The organism is Burkholderia sp. NLJ2 (assembly GCF_049487195.1).
GTDB lineage: Bacteria > Pseudomonadota > Gammaproteobacteria > Burkholderiales > Burkholderiaceae > Burkholderia > Burkholderia pyrrocinia.
The window spans coordinates 1211586-1230677 of sequence record NZ_CP137810.1; the positions used below are offsets into that span (position 1 = coordinate 1211586).

The window sequence follows — 19092 nt, forward strand, 5'->3', positions numbered from 1 at the left end:
GCGTGCGTTCCGCCGGCACGCCAGACGCGGCTAGTTGCCCGCCACCGGCTTGCCGAACCCGCCGAGGATCTTCTTCTCGAGCGCGATGTAGTCGCGGCCGAAGTGGTGATCGCCCTGCGTCTTGATCACATCGGCGCCGGTGTTCGCGAGTGCCGGGCACATCGTGTCCTTCTCTTCCGCGCCATAGAAGCACTGCACGAGCTGCGGCGGCACCTTCGCGATTTCCGGCGCAACCTTCAGCGCCTTGTCGCTCGCGGGCATGCCGAGCCAGCCCGTCACGCGGATCTGGAAATCGGCGGACGGCGCGAAGCCGAGCAGCGATATCACCGCGACCTTGTCGCGCAGGTCGGCCGGCAGCCGGTTGTACGCGAACGGCATCACGTCGGCGCCGAACGAGTAGCCGACCAGCGCGACGCGGTTCGCATGCCAGCGCGCCATGTACGTGCGCATCACGCGCGCGAGATCGCGGCTCACCTGCGCGGGCGGCTTCTCGCTCCAGAAATAGCGCAGGCTGTCGATACCGACCACCGACACGCCATCGCGCTGCAGCGCCTCGGCGATCGTCTTGTCGAGATCGCGCCAGCCGCCGTCGCCCGAGATCACGATCGCGAGCCGGTCGCTGCCGCCCTTGGCCGGCAGCTCGACGAGCGGCAGGTCCGACACGTCGAGTTCGTCGCCGCTGCTGCTGCTGTCCCGCAGGTGCGACGTGACGAGCGACACGAGCTTCGTGGTGTCGCCCGCGGCAGCCGTTTCGACGAAGCCCGGCATCGCGCGTCGCACGATCGTCGGATCGGGCGGGCACGGCTTGAAGCGCGGATCGAGCTTCGGTGCCGGGCCGACCGATACGACGCCGGCGATCGTGTTCTCCGGCGCCATCGACAGGATCTGCTTCGCGATCGCGCCGCCCTGGCCCACACCCGCGACGATCGGCGTGAAATACCGCGACGACTGCGCGAGGCGTTCGAGCTGGTGGCTGACCGCCTCGGCGTCGCCGTCGAGGTGGTGGCAGGTCTCCTGCTTCGCGACGAGGTTCATCGCATAGCGTTCGGAATCGACGCCGACCGTCATCGCACCGACCTTCGCGAGCGCGTCGGCGGCCTGCTGATCGGCGGCATTCCAGCCGGCCTCACGCGAGAACAGCACGACGAAGCCGCGCAGCGGCCCGCTCGGCTTGGTCACGGTAACGGGCCCGTAGCGGCCGCCCGACACGGTTTCGGCCTTCACCGCGGCCGGCTGCGTGGCGCACGCGGCGCCGGCCAGCATCATTCCCGCGCAGGCAGCTGCCGCCCGCGCGATTCCGTTCTTCAACATCATGAACGCCGACCTCCAGCCAGCAATGACAGATCCGCAAGCGTGACGAACACGCCGACCGAGCCCGAAGCCGCGAGATAACGCGGCTCCCAGTGCGGTTCGAACTTGCTCTTGAATGCACGCAAGCCGCGGAAGTTGTAGAAGCGGCCGCCGAAGCGCCAGACCATCAGCCCGAACCGGTGCCACGGCGACGGCATCTTCGCCGCCCCCATCCCCGAGAACGGCGCGATGCCCAGGCTCAGCTTGCGGAAACCCGCTTCCTTCAGATGCAGCGCGAGCTGCGTAAACAGATACTCCATCGCGTACGGCGACGCGTCCGGCAGATGGCGCATCACGCCGACCGTCGCCTCGGTGTTGAGGTCGGTCGTCATGAACGTGACGAACGCGATCGGCTTGTCGGCCTGCCGCACGAGCATCACCGACTGCGTCGCGAGATAGCCGTCGTGGAACGCGGCAACCGAGAAGCTTTTCTCGCGTGCGTCGCGGCTGTCGAGCCAGCCGTCGGAGATGTCGCGCAGTGCCGGCAGCGCGACCGGCACGTCGCCCGGCGCGATCACCTCGACCGTCAGCGCATCCTTGTCGCCGCGGCGCAGCGCGTAGCGCAGGTGCGAGCGGTTCGAGCCCTTCAGGTCGAACTGGTCGAGCGCGATATGCGCTTCCTCGCCGAGCTTCATCAGCGTGAGCCCTGCATCGAGATACAGCGGCAGCGCGTTCGCGCGCACCTGGTAGAACGCCGCGCGGCCGCTGTGCGCGTGCGCGAGCGCAATGAACTTGCCGATCAGCGCCGGCCATTCTTCGCGCGGCCCGACCGGGTCGTGCAGCGCGGCCCACGTGCGGCCGTACTTCGCGTACATCAGGAACGCCTGGCGCGATTCAGAGAACAGGAACGACTTGTCGCCCATCAGCGCGAGGCCCGCATCGCTGCACTCCTGCGCACGGATGATCCGTTCGGCGTCGAACAGGTCCTGCGGCACGGGCTTCACGAAACGGCCGGGCGCCGGGCGCAGCAGTTGCCACAGCGCGAACATCGCGACGAACACGCCGGCCGCGAGCGTCGCGCGCAGCGCACGCGGCGCGCGCTCGTCGAACGAGAAATGCGACCACAGCTCGCGCGTGTACGGCACGTCGCGGAACGCGAAGAACAGCACCCACACGGCCAGCATCAGCACCATCGTCACCGACACGAACCAGCTCACCGTGAAGCGCTCGGCGAGCAGCGACGAATGGCGGTTGAAGCGGCGGCGGCTGACGAGCAGCAGCACCAGCAGCGTGCCGAGCACGCCGGCCTCGACGAACGCGAGGCCCTTCGCCAGCGACAAGGCGAGGCTCGCGAGCGTCAATGCGAAGGTCATCCACCATGCGCCGTCGAGGCGGCGCAGCAGCCCGCGCGCGACGAACAGCAGCGCGACGCCGAGCACGCTGCAGATCACCTGCGAGCCTTCGAGCACCCACAGCGGCACGAGGTGGCGCAGGATCGCGATCCGGTGCCAGAACGCGGGTGTCGCGCTCGAGATCACCAGCATGCTGCCGACCGCGAACGTCACGAGGCTCAGGAACAGCGGCGCGAGTTGCGACACGCGCACGGCCTGTCGCGTCACGAGCCGGCGCCGCAGCGCGCGGCCCTCGAAACCGGCCAGCAGGCCGGCCGACAGCACCAGCGGCACGCCGAAGTAGATCGCGCGATACGCGATCAGCGCGGCGACCATCGCGTGCGCGGGCACTTCGCGGCCGAGCGTGAAGACCATCGCGGCTTCGAACACGCCGATCCCGCCCGGCGTGTGGCCGATCATCCCGAGCAGCAACGCGGCCGCGTACACGGTGATGAAGGTCGGGAAGCCGACCGGCGCGGCCGGCAGCAATACCCACAGCGTCAGGCCCGCCGCGACGACGTCGAGCACCGCGTAGACGACCTGCATGACGAGATCGCGCCGCGCCGGCACGTCGAACGACAGCCACTTGAAGCGCGTGACGACCGGGCGCGCGGTGTTGCCGCACATCGCGACCATTGCGGCCAGCACCACGAGCAGCGCCGCGCCGCTCCACGTGAGCACGCCGGGCGCGACATGCAGCATCGCGGCGAGCGCCTCCGGCACGCAGACCATGCCAACCGCCGTCATCAGCACCATCGCGAGCGCCAGCGTGCCGCTCGTGAACACCGTCATCCGGCCGATCTGCGCGGGCGTGACGCCCGACACGCCGTACACGCGCGCGCGCACCGCGCCGCCCGTCAGCGCGCCGAAGCCGGTTGCGTTGCCGAGCGCGGATCCGGCAATCGCGCCGATCCACAGCGCGGCGCGCGGCACCTTCGCGGCGACATAGCGCAGGCCGACCGCGTCGCGGGCGACGAGCGCGAGATAGCTGAGGGCCGTCGCGGCCAGCGACGCGCCCCATTCGCCGGCGGACATGTGGCGCAACTGGCGGATCACCGACCGGTAGTCGACGGATTCCGACAGATGCTGGAAGACCACGATCAGCAGCAGGCCGATGCCGAACGCGAGCAGCGGCGACAGCACGCGCTCGTTGCGAACCAGCGCCGAGACACGGGCGATCGCCGCCGCGGCATGGCCCGGCGACCCAGGGTGGCGGGAAGACATAGGTTGTTCAGTGGTGGTGCATAGCGAGTCGCGGCGCGGGTTGGCCCGGCGGCGACATATCTGGTTGTTCTGCGTGGGCGGTCGGCCGAAGACGGAGGCAGGTGGCGCCTGGATCAGAACTTACGAGTATACGGAATTTATATTACAGAATCTTTCAGGGCCGCATTGTGCGGTTTTGTGGCGTGCGGGGCGCGTAAACATCGCATCAAAATCGTGCGGCCGATAAACGCAAGGTGCGCATCATACCGGGATCCGGGGCGGTTTTTTCATCGGATGAATGGCCGGTGGCCGATTTAGGGGAAATTCTTCCGGCCGGGCTGCGCGGGCGAGCACGAATTCGTGGGTGGCACGGGATTTGGGGAATGGGGTCAAATGGAGTGATGTGTCGCCAGTTCCTGTCGGGAGGGCCATGATTCGGTTGGGCCAGCGCCCCCTGGCACCGGACAATCGCCTTCCTCGACGTCTATCCGGGTTTCGCCGTCAACACTGCGCCGGTGCCTGAAAGCCGAACGTCACGCGCACGGTCGGGAAACCCGACGGTTTGTTCTCTGGATTACGCGTACCGCGTGATCATCCACACGCCGATCAGGATGACGAATGCGCCGGCCGCCTGCATCGGCCGCAACAGATGTTCGTGCAGCGCCGTGAACGACAGCACGACGAGCATGGAGATCGCCACCATGGTGGGATACGCAATGCCGAGGGTTGTCTTGCGCAATGCGGCCGCGTAAAGCACGAACCCGACGCCGTAAGCTGCAACGGCGGCGCCACGCGCAATCCATGGCAGCACGCTCGACTCGCCGAGTGCGATTCCCTTGAGCGCGGCGACTCTGAGCAATACGCTCGCAAGCCCGCCGAATACGCCACTTGCGACAACGATCAGCCAGTTCATCGCGCGGCCTCCGTCGTCATTGCGATATCCGGCCGACGATTGGACGAAACACGACTGTCACCCGATGCATCTGCACCGGCGCCGAAAATCGCGTTGAACCGGTTCGCGCCGTGCAGCGCAATCAACACGATCGCGGGAAATACGACCGAGAAATTTCGTGCCTCGTCCCGATAGCCGAAGAAGATGAACAGCACCAGCACGGGCAGGAATGCCGCGTAGAAGTAGTTTCGGTAGCGCGTCGGCGTCGCGCGCCAGGCTGCCCTGAAGAACACTGCAAGCGGCACGAGCATCAGTGGATTTTCCAGGCTCGGGGTGAAGATGCCTTTGCCGATGAGGTTGTAGAAGGACAGATAGGACTTCGGGTTCATCCAGAACTTCAGGTTGTCCCACACGTGATACTCGACAAATCCGCCAGCGTTTTCGCCGTATCCGCTCATGATGAACTGCCGGGTCGCGACGCAGATCCCAAGCTGCAATACCAGCCACACAACGCGCTTCGACATCGATGCGTCCCGCTCGTGCAACAGGAACAACGCGAGCGGAACGAGAAAGAACGTTTCCTTGTTCAGGGAGAAGACGGCAATCATCAGCGTGCATGCCGGCATTCGCTTCTTCAGCAGGAAATAGCATGCGCCCAGTACGCCGAGCAGTTCGAAGAAATCGTAGTAGTAGCCGCCCTGCTGAAACGTCAACGGATAGACGAAACTGAACGCGGCCAGAAATCCGACGGAATGCCCGAAGCTCAATCCGTGCAGCCTGGCCAGCTGATAGATCAGCAACAGCGCAAACAGGGTCGACAACACGATCGCGATGTACGTCAGGTGGTAGACGAGCGCCGTGACGGGTGTCCAGTATTCTTCCGGCACGCTCGTGAAATAGGCGTTGCGCAGCGAATCATGCCGTTTGATCGATTTGAACAACTTGTCCTGTTTCTCCTGGCCAAGTTGCTCTGTGAGCCACTTCGCAGCGCGCGGAAACGACGAGCGGTAGACATACGGCTTCGGAGCATCGCCGTTCATCATGCCGACGAGGCTGTAGCTCGTTGCAAAGTCGCCCTTCTGGTCGTCGCGGAACCCCCATTTCAACAGCATGCTGTTCGTGATGTTTCCCGCGCAGACGAACAGCAGCACGTAGACGATGGCGAAACGGCAGAATGCCCGCACCCGGTTTTGGTTCTTTTCCGTCATAGGGTTTTCGCCGCTTACGGAGCCGGCAGGAAGTGAGCGGCCAGCACGATCGCCACCATGACGCAAAGCATGCTGAAACTACCGCGGTTTTCGAGAATGTGAACGATCGGATCGTCGTGCATCGCGCCGCGCACCGTTGTGATCCAGAGTCGCCCGAACAGGTAGATCAGGCCGATCTGCACGAACCAGAGCAAGTGCGGAATCGCGTAGCGTGCTGCGGTTTCCGGGGCGTTGATGAAGAGGCCGAATACAACTACCGCGGCCAATGACGCACCGATACCAAACGGCCATAGCACTTCGAGATCGCCCACACGGTAGTCACGGCCCACCGATGCGCGTTTGTCGCTCTGACGCAGGAGTACCAGTTCGGAGCAGCGCTTCACGAGCGCAAGACTCAGAAACGCGAACACGGAGAACGCGAGAAGCCAGCGGCTGACCGTGATCTCCGCCGCGACGGCTCCGGCGACGATCCGGTAGGTGTACAGCAGCGACAGTACGAGGACGTCCAGCAATACGATCGATTTGAGGCGCCAGCTATACGCGGTCGTGAGCACCAGATAGAGTGCGAACATCCCGGCAAATGCGGGGGACACCACGAATGCCAATGCAGTCGCCAATACCAGCAGCAGCGCTGCGCAGCCGAGGCCCTTGCCGATCGACAACGTACCGCTCGCGAATGCACGGTTGCATTTGCGAGGATGCCGGCGATCGTTGTCCAGATCCCACAGATCGTTGGCGATGTAGGTCGCAGACGCGCCCAACGACATCGACAGAAACGCGAGCGCGAGCGTGACGATCTTGTCGGTGTCGAGGAAGGCGAATGCCGTCAGCAACGGGACGAACAGCAACAGGTTTTTCAGCCACTGGTGAACGCGCAGGGCTTTGCACCACATGGAGAAGTTCGCGCGCGGGTTTGAAAATTCGCGTTCGACCGGAATGCGGCTCCGAACATCGGCGGCAACGCCGGGCGCAACGCCGGCCAGAATGGCGCCCTTCGCGCCGGCCCATACCGGCAGATCGGCCTTGCTGTCGCCCGCATAGACGAAATCGTCGCCCACCTGTTCGCGAATGCCGGCAAGCTTGGCCTCGCCCTTGAGGTTCGTTTCGCCGCGGGTTGCGATGACGAGGTCGAACAAGCCGAGATGCGTGTTCACGCGTTCGGCGATCGAGCGATGCGCGGCAGTTGCGAGCACGATCTTGCGGCCGCTTTCGCGTTCGCGCGCGAGGTAGTCGACAAGCGGTTCGCGATACGGGAGTGTCTCCGCTCGAAAATCGGCGTGTTCGGCCACTTTGGTCTTGAATGCAGCGCGCCCGCCGGCGAGCCAGAAAGGCAAGCGCAGCAGGTAGGCAGGTTTACGTCTGACGACGCGGATCACGGATTCCATCAGGGTGTCCGATGTCGTCAGCGTGCCGTCGAGGTCGACGACAAGCGGAAGTTTTTGGGTCTCTCGCATTTCTTTTGCTTCACTCAGTGTCGACGCCGATTTCTCAATTCACCGTCGGCCACAGCTTCTTTATCTAGCGCCCGAGAAGCAACACTCACACACAGCATCCGTGCCAAGGAGTTATGTCCAATAGACATTTCCATCCTGACCAATCCAACCAATTCCAGCAGGGCACGCCTCAGAAAAGAACCATATCCCATCATCGAGCCCTGCCTCACTCTCCGGGAATGCATTCTCGAACATCTTCACAATTTCATCTGTTGTTTCGGTGAGTTGATTTCCGCGCTTCCCTGCAACAACAATCTTCTCATCAAGCAATCTCCTCAAAACCCACATGAACAACGATTTTCTTTCAGAATAATCATCTGCATCATCCTGAATGTATAACCACACAGCATCCAAGGCCATACCATCGACATAAGATACTATGAATTTGTATCGATCATCAGACAGCATAAATTCACCTAAATTTGAGTTCAACCTGCTTTGCGCCCGGAACCAATCTACTTAAATCCGAATTTCCTCTTATGTCGATCGTCCATCTCGCCTGCGTAACTCCTTGCGAGCTCGATACAGAACGCAAAGTGACAGTTTGACCATCCTCTAAGGTCGCAACATAAACACCCATCGCCTTCTTTTCAAGCGGTGCACCGCCGGATAACTGCTGTGCGTAACTGAAAATCTGAGAATCGGTTAAATTTTGAGAATCAAAAACTTTAGTCGAGCCTGACAAGTTACTTCCACCCGGCGAGCCAGGCGCAGTGGCAACAATCGTTCTTCCGTCTACAACGAGTGAATTGGAACCGTTTGCCTTGTCGAAAATATTGAGCACCTGGCCACGTACCACCGCAGTCGGTGAATCTAACGGATAACTGACATTGGATCCACTGCTCCCCCAGCTGTATGTCCCCGGGGACGCCGAACTACTGCTCCCATTTCCATATGGTTGAGTGCGTGCAGCATTCGCGGCATCTTCGACATCGCCACTGAGATTTTTGATTGCCGTCCGCCCGATCTTTGCACCGGCAATCTCCACCGCCAAACCTGGAGTAACCGAATTCGTTGCAATTGCAGCGGCGGTCTCCACCGTAATGATGCCTGCATTGACCGCAGCCGTGGGGTTCGTCAACGCAAATATCAACGCTTGCGGCCCTAGCAAAGCCAACGCAGGCACTGCCGCCACGATCGCAGCCGTACCCGCAACCGTCCCAACCAGTGCGTTGCTTTCCATCAGTTGATTCTGTGCCTGAAGCAGCTGCCTGACTTGTTCCTCCGTGCATTTTCGTTGAGCACAGAACGTCTTCAGCAAATCAACATTCAACGGGTTTCTAGCATCGCGCTTCAGTAAGGAAATCTGATTGTTCTCAACTTCGATCTTCGCTGCATCAGTCGCCGTCCCGACGTTTTGCCCGGATACCGCAGCTACACCGGCGACGAGACTCGTCACAAGGTTATCGCGAGCTTCACGCTCGGTTGCAGACATCCCATCGGATGGTTTCAGCAGGCTCCCAAGCACCGAACTTGCCGCCGCCCCCATCGCGCCAGCACCACAACTCTGACTTCCGGCAGCCGCTCCCGCACATCCAACGATTGCATGCAGTGCCGCACGCGCCGACTCACTTCCAAGCGAGTCCGCAATCTGCTTGACTCCATTCGCCCCCAGTTCCTGCAGATACGCCACTGTCGCGTTCTGCGCGAACTGACCCGCGCCTCCGGTCACGTTACCGCCAGCCGCCACCGCAAGCGCCGTCAACACCTGACGATAAGTCCCGCTCGGGCCCCAATCCGCCGACAGTTGATCTGCTCGTTGCTGCGCCGCCGCGCGCTGTTCCGGCGTCAGGCTCGCGTCGCCCGCAGCCTTCTTCGCTGCATTGACTTCCGCCGCACGATTCGTAACGAAAGTTCCGACCTGATTGATGAACTGGCTCGTGATGTCGAACCCGGCCTGAATTTTCTCCTTGTCGAAGATTGGCGCAAGTGCTCCGCCGGTATCCGATGTATCCCGATTGATGCTCGCGACAGTCTCAGCGGCCGACTGACCGGTGAGTTGTTGTTGCCGGGATTCGTCACGAATTGTCAGCGCGCCGCCACTGATTCCGCTTCGCGTTGTAGAACTCGCGTCGCCCGAGGCGCTCAATGCAACCGGCGGCGCAACCGTGAGCCGGCCCTCTCCCTTCGGCAACTCCGTCCCTGCAACGGGATTCACGTTGTCGGCCTTGCCCTTCTGATCCTTGCCGATACCGCTCTTTCTGCCATCGCCGCCGAAACCAAAGCCTCCGCTCAAGGCCACCTGCGAAGCATCGTACGACGCATGGTTTTCGATATCGCTATGCGTCAGCGTCGCTGTCGTCAGACTGTTCGCCCCGTCGCTAACAGCCTTGTCGCTGCTGGCAATCACCCCGCCCTTGAGGTCCGTGTTGCCCTTCACATCGACCTGGAAGCCACCATCACCAGCCTTGATGCCCGACTGTTCGACCACGCTCGCATAATCGCTGTTCATCTTCGTCTGGCCGACATTACCGGCCACACTCGACACGCACGGCGGCGGACAAACGCTCACCGATACGCCCGCGTTCTGCTGCTTCGAATCGTAGTGATCCTTATCCTGCAGACTTTCGATATTCAGGTTACCGCCGACGTTCGCGATGACCTGTTTGCCCGACGCAACCGCACCCTTCAGATTCGTATCGCCGCCCGACTGAATGGCCAGTTGGTTGCCGGCTGTCACATGCGTATTGGTCCACGTCGACGAATCTCCGTCCGCGTTGCCGCGATTTCCGTTAATGCCCGCGTTGACGGCTACGCCGGTTTTCGCGCCCACGGTCAATGTCACACCCAGTGACGCACTCGACCCGCTGTTCGTACTGTGCTGACTGCTCGTGTTCTGCGCAGCCTGAAGATTCACGTTGCCTTCGGCGGCCAGCATCGCGTTGTTGCCTGCCGAGATCGTGCTGCCGATCACGTCGATATTGCTGTCCTTCCCCGCACCAGCCGCCGCAATCGTCACATTTCGACCCGCCGACACCGTACTCCCCACCGCCGTATTCGACTGAGCCTGTGTCTGGCTGTCGCTCTTGCTCGCGCCGACCGATACGTTGATCCCGACGCTCGCTACGGCCGTCACCGGATCACCGCCAACCGACTTGATCGCGTCGTAGGTGTTCTTGGCAGCCAGCGCCGTCGTGGCAGCAGCAAGCGCGAGCAGACGCGGATCGCCGCCCACGCTTTGCGCGGCATTTGCCATTTGCCTGCCGGTCTGGACGGCCGCCACCACCGGATTCGTCACACCCACCGTCACCCCGGACTGGCGGAACTGCTGCTGTTCCGCGAAATTCGCGGTATCCGTCGCAGCGTCGATCTTGACGGTCTTGCCGGCGAGATTGACATCGTTACCTGCATGCAGCGCGCTGCCAGTCACATGCAGATCGTTGCCCGCCGCGACAGTCAGGTTCCCGTTCAACGAACCGATCATGCTGCCCGTGTTCGTGACGTCGGTCGAGTGCTGCTGATCCGACATCGAACGCGTGCCGATCGACACGGAGAGGCCGCCGTTCGACATGAGCCCGGATTCTTTCTTCTCGTAGCTGTTCGCCGACTGGACGGTATCCTGCGAAGTCCTGATCGTGACGTTGTTGGCCGCCCCGAGCTTCACATCGTTCGTGCCGACGATATTGCTGCCCTGAACCGTGAGATCCTTGCCAGCCTGGATCTGCACCGTATCGCCGGACACCGTGCTCGCCACGCCGATACTTGCGCGCGTATCGTGCGATTCCTTCGTCGCCGTGCCGGACACGAAACTACCGCGCTTGGCCTGCACGTTCTGGTAGCTGTCGTGTTCTTCGCGGGCTTCGTTGATCGTCACATGCGTCGTAGACGATTCTTCCCAATGATGCTGATCGTTCAGATACAGCGATTGATCTGTCTTCGACTGAACGGCGTCGACACTGATATCGCGCCCTGCGGTCACGAGCGCATCACCGCCTGCCGACAGGTTCGCGCCATGAACCGACAGATCGCGCCCGGCCTGCACGGCCAGATCGCCCGTCGACGCGATCGTCCCTTGCTGGCCGATCAGGCTCTGGCTCACCTTGCTCGCACCCGCAGCCCCGCTCACGCCGACCGTATCGACCAGCGTCGTGTTGACTACATCGCGTCCGGCAAGCACCGCAACCCGGTGACCGGTAATCTGCCCCGATGCGTTCACGACGTCGTTGCTCGCCGACACCACCGTGGTGCCGTTCGTCCCGCTGCTTGCGATCGTGCCGCTGCGATTCAAAATGTCGGTCGCGGTCACGACTGTCTTCGAGCCGCCCTTGATCACGCCGCTGTTCGTCGCGCTGCCCGCCGCACGGATCTCGACGTCGTCGGCCGCGATCAGCGCTCCGGTCGGCTGCAGGTCGTTCGCATGCGTCTTCGCCAGATACACAACCGGAGCCAGCACCTGCGTCGCACTGCCGTCGGGCAGCGTCACGGTCTGGTTCACGAGCCACACGATGTCGCTCGTCAGCGCATCCATCTGAGCGGCGGACAATGCCATCCCCGGCATCATGCCGAACTGCTTCGCGTAGTTCACGCCGCTCGTCATCAGCGCACGATACTCATCCTCGGCACTCGCATATCCCGGCAGGAAAGTACGCCCGGTCAACTGCGTGATCTGGTTGCGCACCATCTGCTGCTCAACCATTCCGTCACCGAGCCGCTTCTCGATGCTCGCCGGATTCAGATTGAGCTGGCCGAGCATGTAATCGCTCGAGATGAAGTTCGTATAACTCGTCAAACGCGGATCGGTGACGATCAGATACGGCTGCCCCGGCGCCGGATTGATTGTGTACAGGCCGCTCGTCGGCAGCTTCAGGTCCGGAAGCGCGCCGGTCGGATTCACCACCGATTGCAACGCATCCGTCGGCTTCCGACCGGTCGCGGCGCCAACTTTCGACGGATCCCTTCCGGTCACGCCACCGTTGGCCTGATTGGTGCCCAGCGTGCCGCCCGTCGCGCCCGTCGCCGAGTTTTCAGCGGCGACGTTCCGGTTGTTCACGTCTTTCGCATCGATGTCGATCGACTGGTTCGCGACGATCGTGCCGCCGGTATTGCCGATGGCAACCGGTGTGTAGACCCGCGACGGTTGAACGATCTTGCCGACATCCGAATGGGTGTTCTCGTTCCACGCGTAGGTGGACACAATGTCGTCCCGCTGGTACTGATACAGCGTCCGGCCGACGTTGTTGACCGTCGTACCGCCGTAGCCGCTCGATCCGGCGCTGCCCGATACATCCGTATCGCCGATCTTGATCGAACCGCCAGCCGAAATCGCGCTGTATTCGTTGTTGATCGTACCGACGTTCTTCATGACGATATTGCCGCCAGCGACGAGTTGCGCCTGCTGCGCCTGGCTCGTGACCTTGTCCTGCTGAATCGTCGTCGTGGTGTCGCGCGCGATCTCGACACGCTGGTAGCCGTTGTGTCCGTCGCTACGGGTCGCGTATTCGCTGGCAGGATCGTAGTTGACGTGCGGGTCGTAGCCATCCCAGTAGGCGGCCGTGAACGTGCCGTTGCCGTTATCGGTCAGCGAGTTGTAGTAGACCGTTTGGGGCTGACCATTGACGTTGACGACCAGCACGCGATCGATCGCCTTGTCGCCGCTCGCACTGGATACGATCTGACTGCTCGAATACGTCGTCGTCTGCGGCCTCTTGTACGGACCTTCCCAGGTGCTATAGGAGCAGACGCCGTGATTCGGCGCCGCGTTGCCGGTCGGGCAACCGATGTACTTGCTCCGCTTCGTCTCGTGCTTGCTGTCGACGCTGGTCGTCTCCGTGTCGACGACAGGAGCCGGGCGCGTATTCGTGAACGTCTGGGCCGCCAGTTCGATGCTGCCCAGCGCTTCGACCGACGACTGATCGTTCAACACCGTCTGCGTACGATTCGCGAGAAACCCGCTGGCGTCACGCTGGCCGTTCGCGGCGATGTTGATGTCGCCCACGCTGAAGATGCTGGCGCCTCCGGTATTCGACAACCGGTTCGACGCGTACAGATTCGCACGGTTTGCGGCAGCAATCACCGCGGCTGTCCCGGCGTTCGAGATGATGCCGGCGTTCAGCGTCACGTCACGGCCGATGATCGTCGTGGTGTTGTTCAGCTCGGCGCTGTTCGTCGTGATCGTTTCGCCTTCGATCCGACCCGCGTTGTCGATCGTTCCACCGCCTGCGTTGACGGTCGTGTTCGTCGAGTTGATATCTGCGCCGGCCTGGTTGTCGACATTGGCGGCGTTGACGGTCAGTGCGCCGTTGGCGTCGAGCCTCCCCTGGTTCGTCAGCTTGCCCGACGTCGTGAACGTCAAATCGCCATTCGCGTGCAACCTGTTCGCGGCAGCGTGCGTGTAGTCGCTTGCAAGCGCAACGGTACCGTTACGGCCGGCAACGATCGAACCGTCGCCGCTCAGCGAACCGGCCGTCAGCGACAGATCCTGATCGCTGCCGATCGCACCGCCCTGGTTAACCAGGGCACCGGTTTTCAGCAGCACGCTGCCGCCGCTCCCCACATCGTTGCCGATCTTGCCACTGGTGTTGTCGATCGATGCGGCAGTCAGCGCAAGCGCGCCATTCGCGCGAATGGAGCCGGCCTGATTGACGAGAGCCGTGGTGGAACTGTTCAGTTTCGCGTTGTTTGCGGCCGACAGCACGCCGTTCGAGTTGTCGAGCCGGTTCGTGACATCGAGCATCAGATCGCGGCCGGCCAGCACCTGGCCGTCGCGGGTATTCGTCAACGATTGCGCGGAAAGCGTCACGTTGCCATTGCCGCCGATCACACCCGCGCCAACCTTGCCAGCCGCATTGCCATTCGTGATCGACGCCCCGCCATCGATCGTCGTCGCGCCCGTGCCGACGTTGACGATCCGGCCGTTGCTGTTGTCGATGCTGCTGCCCGAAAGCGACAGTGCCGACGTCGCGCCGTTTGCCTCGATCTGCCCGCCTGTGTTGCCAACGGCACCCTGCGCGTGAATGCCCAGGTCTCCATTGGCCTGAATCAAGCCTGCGGCGTTCGTCAACGCGCCATTCGACTGAAGCGTCAGCGCCTGGGCCGACAGCAGCGACCCGCTCGAGTTGTCGATGCTTCCCGCAGCGACCGAAACGTTGCCGTTGCCACCGATCGTGCCGCCGGCGGTATTCGACAGCGCGTTCGTCGATGTCACGCTCAGGCCGCTCGTGCCGATGTCCTTGATGGAACCCGAATCGTTCGCGATGCTGTCAGCCTCAATCGTCAGGCCGTTGTTTGCTTCGAGCGCGCCACCGCCGTTGTCGATCCTGCCGTGCACGTTCAACGCGACACTTTCGGCCCCCACGTAACCGCCGAAACGATTGTCCAGCGACTGGACCGCCAGGGAGGCGTGGCGCTGCGCACTCAGCGTTCCGGACTGATTCGACAACGCTGCCGCCTGCACCTCGAGCGCGCCGTTGGTCGCGATCTGTCCGGCGTTGTTGAACAACGTGCCCGTGGCGATCGACAGCGTGCCGCTTCCGGCGTGCGCGATCTTGCCCTGGCCGTTGATCAACGTCGCCGGCGAAAGAGTCAAGTCGACGCTGTTCGTCTGCAGCGTGCCGCCCGTGTTGTCGAGCGTGCCAGACACCGCCGCCCGCATCGCACCCGTACCCGTTTGTGTGATTGACCCGCCCCGGTTTGCGAGATCGCCGGCAGTCAGCGCCAGTTGCGCAGCGTTAATGGAACCGCTGCTGTTGTCCAGCGACGTAGCCGCGACTGTTGCCGTCTGACCGGCTGCGATGCTGCCCGAAGCGTTCGTCAGTATCGCGCCGCCATCGATGTCGGCATTCCACCCGGCCGACAGCGTGCCGCTGCCGTTGTCGAGCGATTGACTCGTCGTCCGGAGATTCTGCTGCGCGGTCACCGTGCCACGGTTGACGAGTCGGCTGGCCTCAAGCTCGACATCGCCATTGCCGCCGATCACGCCACCTTGCGCGCCAGCCGCCGTCGTGCCGGCCGCATTCGTCAGTTGATCCGCTGTCGTCACCGACAACCCGTCACCGTTGAGCGAAACGATTCTACCGGCCGAGTTGTCCAGCGACGCAGCCACAACCGTCATGCCGGCTGCACTCTGAATCGTGCCCTGGTTGTTGGCGATCGCGCCACCGCGAACCTGCATCGTGCCTTGGGACACCAGCGTCCCGGACTGATTGGCGACCTGCCCGGACGACTGCACCGACAGCGCGCCCTGCGCCGACACCTTGCCGCCCTGGTTCGATACACCGCCGGCGGTGAGCGTGACGCCAGCGTCGCTCGACAGACTGCCGCGATCGTTGATCAGCGTGCCCGTCGCACTCGCCGTGACCGCGCCTTGGGCGCTCGTCGTCGCATCGGAGAGATTCAGGTCGCCGGCCGTTGCAGCCAGCGACAGGCTGCTGTTCGCTGTGGTTCGGCTGCCGGCAAGGTTCACGCTGCCGCCCGTCAGTGAAGCATTGCCGCCGGCCAGATTTTGTCCTGTCGCCGTCAGTTGACCTGATGTCGTGATGTTCAGGTCGCCGCTGCGCCCGACGGCTCCGTCGTTAGCGACACCGGCACCAAGCGTGCCGATTGAATTGACGCTGCCGGCATTCACCGTCGCGCTCTGCTGTGCGGCGAGCGTGCCGCTGTTCGTCAGATCCGCCGCGGTGCTCGCCGACACCGACTGCTGCGCATAGACGGTGCCGCTGTTCTCGATTCCGCCCGCCGCCGACATCGTGAGACTACCGCTCGCTGTAGTCTTGCCGGTCAGCACGAGGCGGCCGTTCGATTGCAACGTCATGTCGCCGGCCTGTGCGACGATCGCGCCGGCGTTGCGCACGCCGACGCCGCCCTCCGTACCGATCAGATAGATCCGGTCGCTATACATCCCACCCAACTGGCCGACGTCGATCGAAACAGCCGGTGCAGCGCCATCGCCGTGGATCTGCGTCGCGGCAAGCGTGTCGTGATTGACCTGGTTCGCGCCTGCGACAACGTTCAGGCGCTTCGCATAGATCGACGCATTGGCCTGTACCGCCCGGGAAATCAGGTCGACCTGATCGACGTTCGCCGCATTGAGTCCGGCACCTTGAACCGTGATGAGGCCGCGGTTGACGTTGTAGCCCGCGAGCGAGCCGTCCGCGCCGTAATACGGCTGTCCAGTGGTCAGCGTCGCGCGAGACGTATTGATGAAGCCGCCGCCATCTACGACGATGCCGGCCGGGTTTGCCAGCACCACTTCCGCGCGGCTCCCGGCAACTTCGACATAGCCACGCAGTTGCGACGGATTCGCACTGTTGACCTGATTGACGATGATGCGCGCGGACTGGCCCGGCCCGAAGTTCGGGTTCCCGTTGATATAACCGGCCTGCTGCGTGTTGACGAGCGTAGGCGAGTTGTTGAGGATCGCGCCGTTTTTCTGAACGTCGAACTGGTTGTAGGTATTGACCGACACGCCCGCACCCGACGGCTTCGCGATGTTCACCTGCGGCAGCCCGTTCTGCGTCTGGATCACATGGGTGCTGGTGCCGGGCGTTGGTGCGATCCGCGCCGATGCAAACGAAGGCACGGCCGCCAGCGACGCGACCGCGATCAGCAAGCCCGAGCTGCCGAGCGAACGCCGGCCGGCCCGGCTCTCACCGGATTCGGTTTTCCCCGCGGCAGTAGCCGTCTCTTCGACAGCCACCACCATTCCCCGGAGCCTGGAATACACCAGGCGGTAGGTCTTCTTGTTCATCGTCCTTTATTGGTGTCTTTTTAGGCCGATGAACGGTAGCAAAGCAATCGTCAGGAAACCATAGGGCAACTGTCAACAACTGCCAAGCTTCATAAATATGTGAAATACATAAATTTAAGACCTGTCTGATTGAAATTTATTATTTGCAGTTAATTCTCAACTTCTAGAACGGAATCGACGAAAACTCCCTGACATTGCTTCCCGAATATTTTCTCACCAAGGACGAATCGCACCGACGTCAGGCCCTGATCTGCCAAACAGGAAATAGTCAGAATATGTTTCGTTCAGCGGTTCTTATCAGGATACCGAGTGTGTCCTCGTATTTTTTTGCGAGGAAGAAATAACTCCCTTCGTCACCGCAAGCAAACTCCAGCCCGGCATTATCTTAAAAATAACGACTCATTCCAGTGCTCGAGAACCGCGCATCTCCATTGAGGCGACTGCTTTGAATATTCCGCCTCACTTCCCTCGCTCATGCTCCCCCAACCCGATCGCCTTGTAGTCGTAAGTCGGATAGAACTCCGTCCGATAAGCGCCCCACGCCGTATCCTCCAGCACCCGATTGACTTCACGCAGCCGCGACGCGGGCAACCTCAGCACGACGATTTGCCCGATCCCCATCGTCACGGTCCAGCTCACCACCTCGACGCCCGGCGGCGGGAACGCCTTGTAGAACCCCTGCTTCGCGAGTTGCGCATTCAATTCGGCGAGCGGGCGCGACTGGTCGTGTTTCAGGAAGACGGTCAGCAGCACCGCGTTGTCCGGTGTCACGGCAGCCGAGCTTGCGGGCACAGTCGACGTCTGGCCGACGGCAGGTGCACTACAGGTCGCAGCGGCCGCCAGCGCTGCAGCGATCGCAAGGGTTCGAATCGGGAAATGCGGGAATGCCGGCATGACGCGACTCCGTAGCTTCGTGGATGGAGCCGCCATCATGCGCCGACCCGCAAAACAGTGCCGGCAACCGGACGACAGGATTACGCCATGTCTGCGCCGGCCCGCTCGCGCAGCACGTCAATGAACGCGCGCAGCTTCGCCGGCACGTGCTTGCGATTCACGTAATACAGCCACATCGGCGGCAACGTCCGGCACGCGCCCGGCAGCACCTCGACGAGCGTGCCGTCGCGCAAGTCCTGCTCGATCCGCTCGCGCATGAACGCAAACGCGATCCCGACACCCGCGCGCGCCGCATCGATCACCGCGTCGGCATCGTTCGTCACGAACACGCCGTCCGGATCGAGATCGACGTCTCGGCGCCCGTCATTCAGCAGCCATTTATGCAGCCGCCCGCTCTCCGAGAACCGGAAGCGGACGCACGCATGTCGCTCAAGCGCCGCAATCGACGCAGGCGCGCCGTACCGTGCCAGATAACCGGGCGACGCAACGAGCGCACACGACAACGCCGGCGCGATCCGTACGCCGATCATGCCCGGCTGCAGCCGGTCGGCGAGCCGGATCCCCGCATCGAAACCGTCCTTCGCGATGTCGACCAGCTCGTTCTCGTAGCGGATCTCGAGCCGGACTTTCGGATAGCGCTCGCGGAACACGGCAAGAACCGGCGCGATCACGAGCGTGCGTGCCAGCGGCAACGCAGTGACGCGCAACAGCCCGTTCGGCTCGCTGCGTGCATCCTTCAGCTCGCCGCGCGCCTGCATGACCTGCCGGTATGCGGGCTCCGTTTGCTGCCAGTAGCGCTGCCCGGCTTCCGTCAGGCTCACGCCGCGCGTGCTGCGATTGAACAGCTTCACGGTCAGCTCGCCCTCGAGCTGCCCGATCGCGAGGCTGACAGCCGCCGGCGTCAGGCCGAGCGCGGCGGCCGCCCGCGTGAAGTTGCCGGCCGTCGCGACGGTCATGAACACGTGCAGCCCGGCCATCGGATCACGTCTGCCCATCATTAGAAAAACTTGAAACTCTTTCGAGCGGAATGCGGATT

The 19092-nt window shown here is 62.7% G+C and carries 9 protein-coding genes; all 9 read right to left on the reverse strand.

From position 1 onward, the window contains the following. Positions 1–30 precede the first annotated feature (30 nt). The 9 genes from R9B84_RS27770 to R9B84_RS27810 all read right to left on the reverse strand — a co-directional run bounded on the left by R9B84_RS27770 (position 31) and on the right by R9B84_RS27810 (position 19051). Positions 31–1314 carry a virulence factor family protein gene (locus R9B84_RS27770; protein ID WP_423763187.1) on the reverse strand — a complete coding sequence of 428 codons (1284 nt, stop codon included), beginning with the start codon at positions 1312–1314 and terminating at the stop codon, positions 31–33. Further along, positions 1311–3905 (reverse strand): bifunctional lysylphosphatidylglycerol flippase/synthetase MprF, encoded by a 2595-nt coding sequence (mprF, locus tag R9B84_RS27775; RefSeq protein WP_423763188.1) that lies wholly within the window; start codon positions 3903–3905, stop codon positions 1311–1313. The genes R9B84_RS27770 and mprF overlap by 4 nt, the downstream gene beginning before the upstream one ends. A gap of 553 nt (positions 3906–4458) precedes the next feature. After that, positions 4459–4797, reverse strand: a complete 339-nt coding sequence (locus R9B84_RS27780; protein WP_338640038.1) for a small multidrug resistance protein — start codon at positions 4795–4797, stop codon at positions 4459–4461. Continuing rightward, positions 4794–5984, reverse strand: a complete 1191-nt coding sequence (locus R9B84_RS27785) for a hypothetical protein (protein ID WP_423763189.1) — start codon at positions 5982–5984, stop codon at positions 4794–4796. Before R9B84_RS27785 ends, R9B84_RS27780 begins: the two co-directional genes overlap by 4 nt. Before the next feature lie 14 nt (positions 5985–5998). Next, positions 5999–7438, reverse strand: a complete 1440-nt coding sequence (locus tag R9B84_RS27790; RefSeq protein ID WP_423763190.1) for a UbiA family prenyltransferase — start codon at positions 7436–7438, stop codon at positions 5999–6001. Positions 7439–7549: 111 nt separating this feature from the next. Then, positions 7550–7885 (reverse strand): DUF596 domain-containing protein, encoded by a 336-nt coding sequence (locus R9B84_RS27795; RefSeq protein ID WP_423763191.1) that lies wholly within the window; start codon positions 7883–7885, stop codon positions 7550–7552. Between the two features lie 4 nt (positions 7886–7889). Then, positions 7890–17162: a hemagglutinin repeat-containing protein gene (locus R9B84_RS27800; protein WP_423763192.1), complete on the reverse strand. Its 9273-nt coding sequence runs from the start codon at positions 17160–17162 to the stop codon at positions 7890–7892. A gap of 459 nt (positions 17163–17621) precedes the next feature. Beyond that, complete coding sequence (locus tag R9B84_RS27805; RefSeq protein ID WP_423763193.1) at positions 17622–18056, reverse strand: hypothetical protein; 435 nt, start codon at positions 18054–18056, stop codon at positions 17622–17624. Positions 18057–18136: 80 nt separating this feature from the next. Next, a complete protein-coding gene (locus tag R9B84_RS27810) occupies positions 18137–19051 on the reverse strand; it encodes a LysR family transcriptional regulator (RefSeq protein WP_423763504.1) in 915 nt (304 codons plus the stop codon). Positions 19052–19092: the final 41 nt, after the last annotated feature.

Coding starts and splice junctions, on each gene's coding strand:
- R9B84_RS27780 (WP_338640038.1), bottom strand. CDS start 4,797: ATGAACTGGCTGATCGTTGTCGCAAGTGGCGTATTCGGCGGGCTTGCG.
- R9B84_RS27795 (WP_423763191.1), bottom strand. CDS start 7,885: ATGCTGTCTGATGATCGATACAAATTCATAGTATCTTATGTCGATGGT.
- R9B84_RS27790 (WP_423763190.1), bottom strand. CDS start 7,438: ATGCGAGAGACCCAAAAACTTCCGCTTGTCGTCGACCTCGACGGCACG.
- mprF (WP_423763188.1), bottom strand. CDS start 3,905: ATGTCTTCCCGCCACCCTGGGTCGCCGGGCCATGCCGCGGCGGCGATC.
- R9B84_RS27800 (WP_423763192.1), bottom strand. CDS start 17,162: ATGAACAAGAAGACCTACCGCCTGGTGTATTCCAGGCTCCGGGGAATG.
- R9B84_RS27805 (WP_423763193.1), bottom strand. CDS start 18,056: ATGCCGGCATTCCCGCATTTCCCGATTCGAACCCTTGCGATCGCTGCA.
- R9B84_RS27785 (WP_423763189.1), bottom strand. CDS start 5,984: ATGACGGAAAAGAACCAAAACCGGGTGCGGGCATTCTGCCGTTTCGCC.
- R9B84_RS27770 (WP_423763187.1), bottom strand. CDS start 1,314: ATGATGTTGAAGAACGGAATCGCGCGGGCGGCAGCTGCCTGCGCGGGA.
- R9B84_RS27810 (WP_423763504.1), bottom strand. CDS start 19,051: ATGGGCAGACGTGATCCGATGGCCGGGCTGCACGTGTTCATGACCGTC.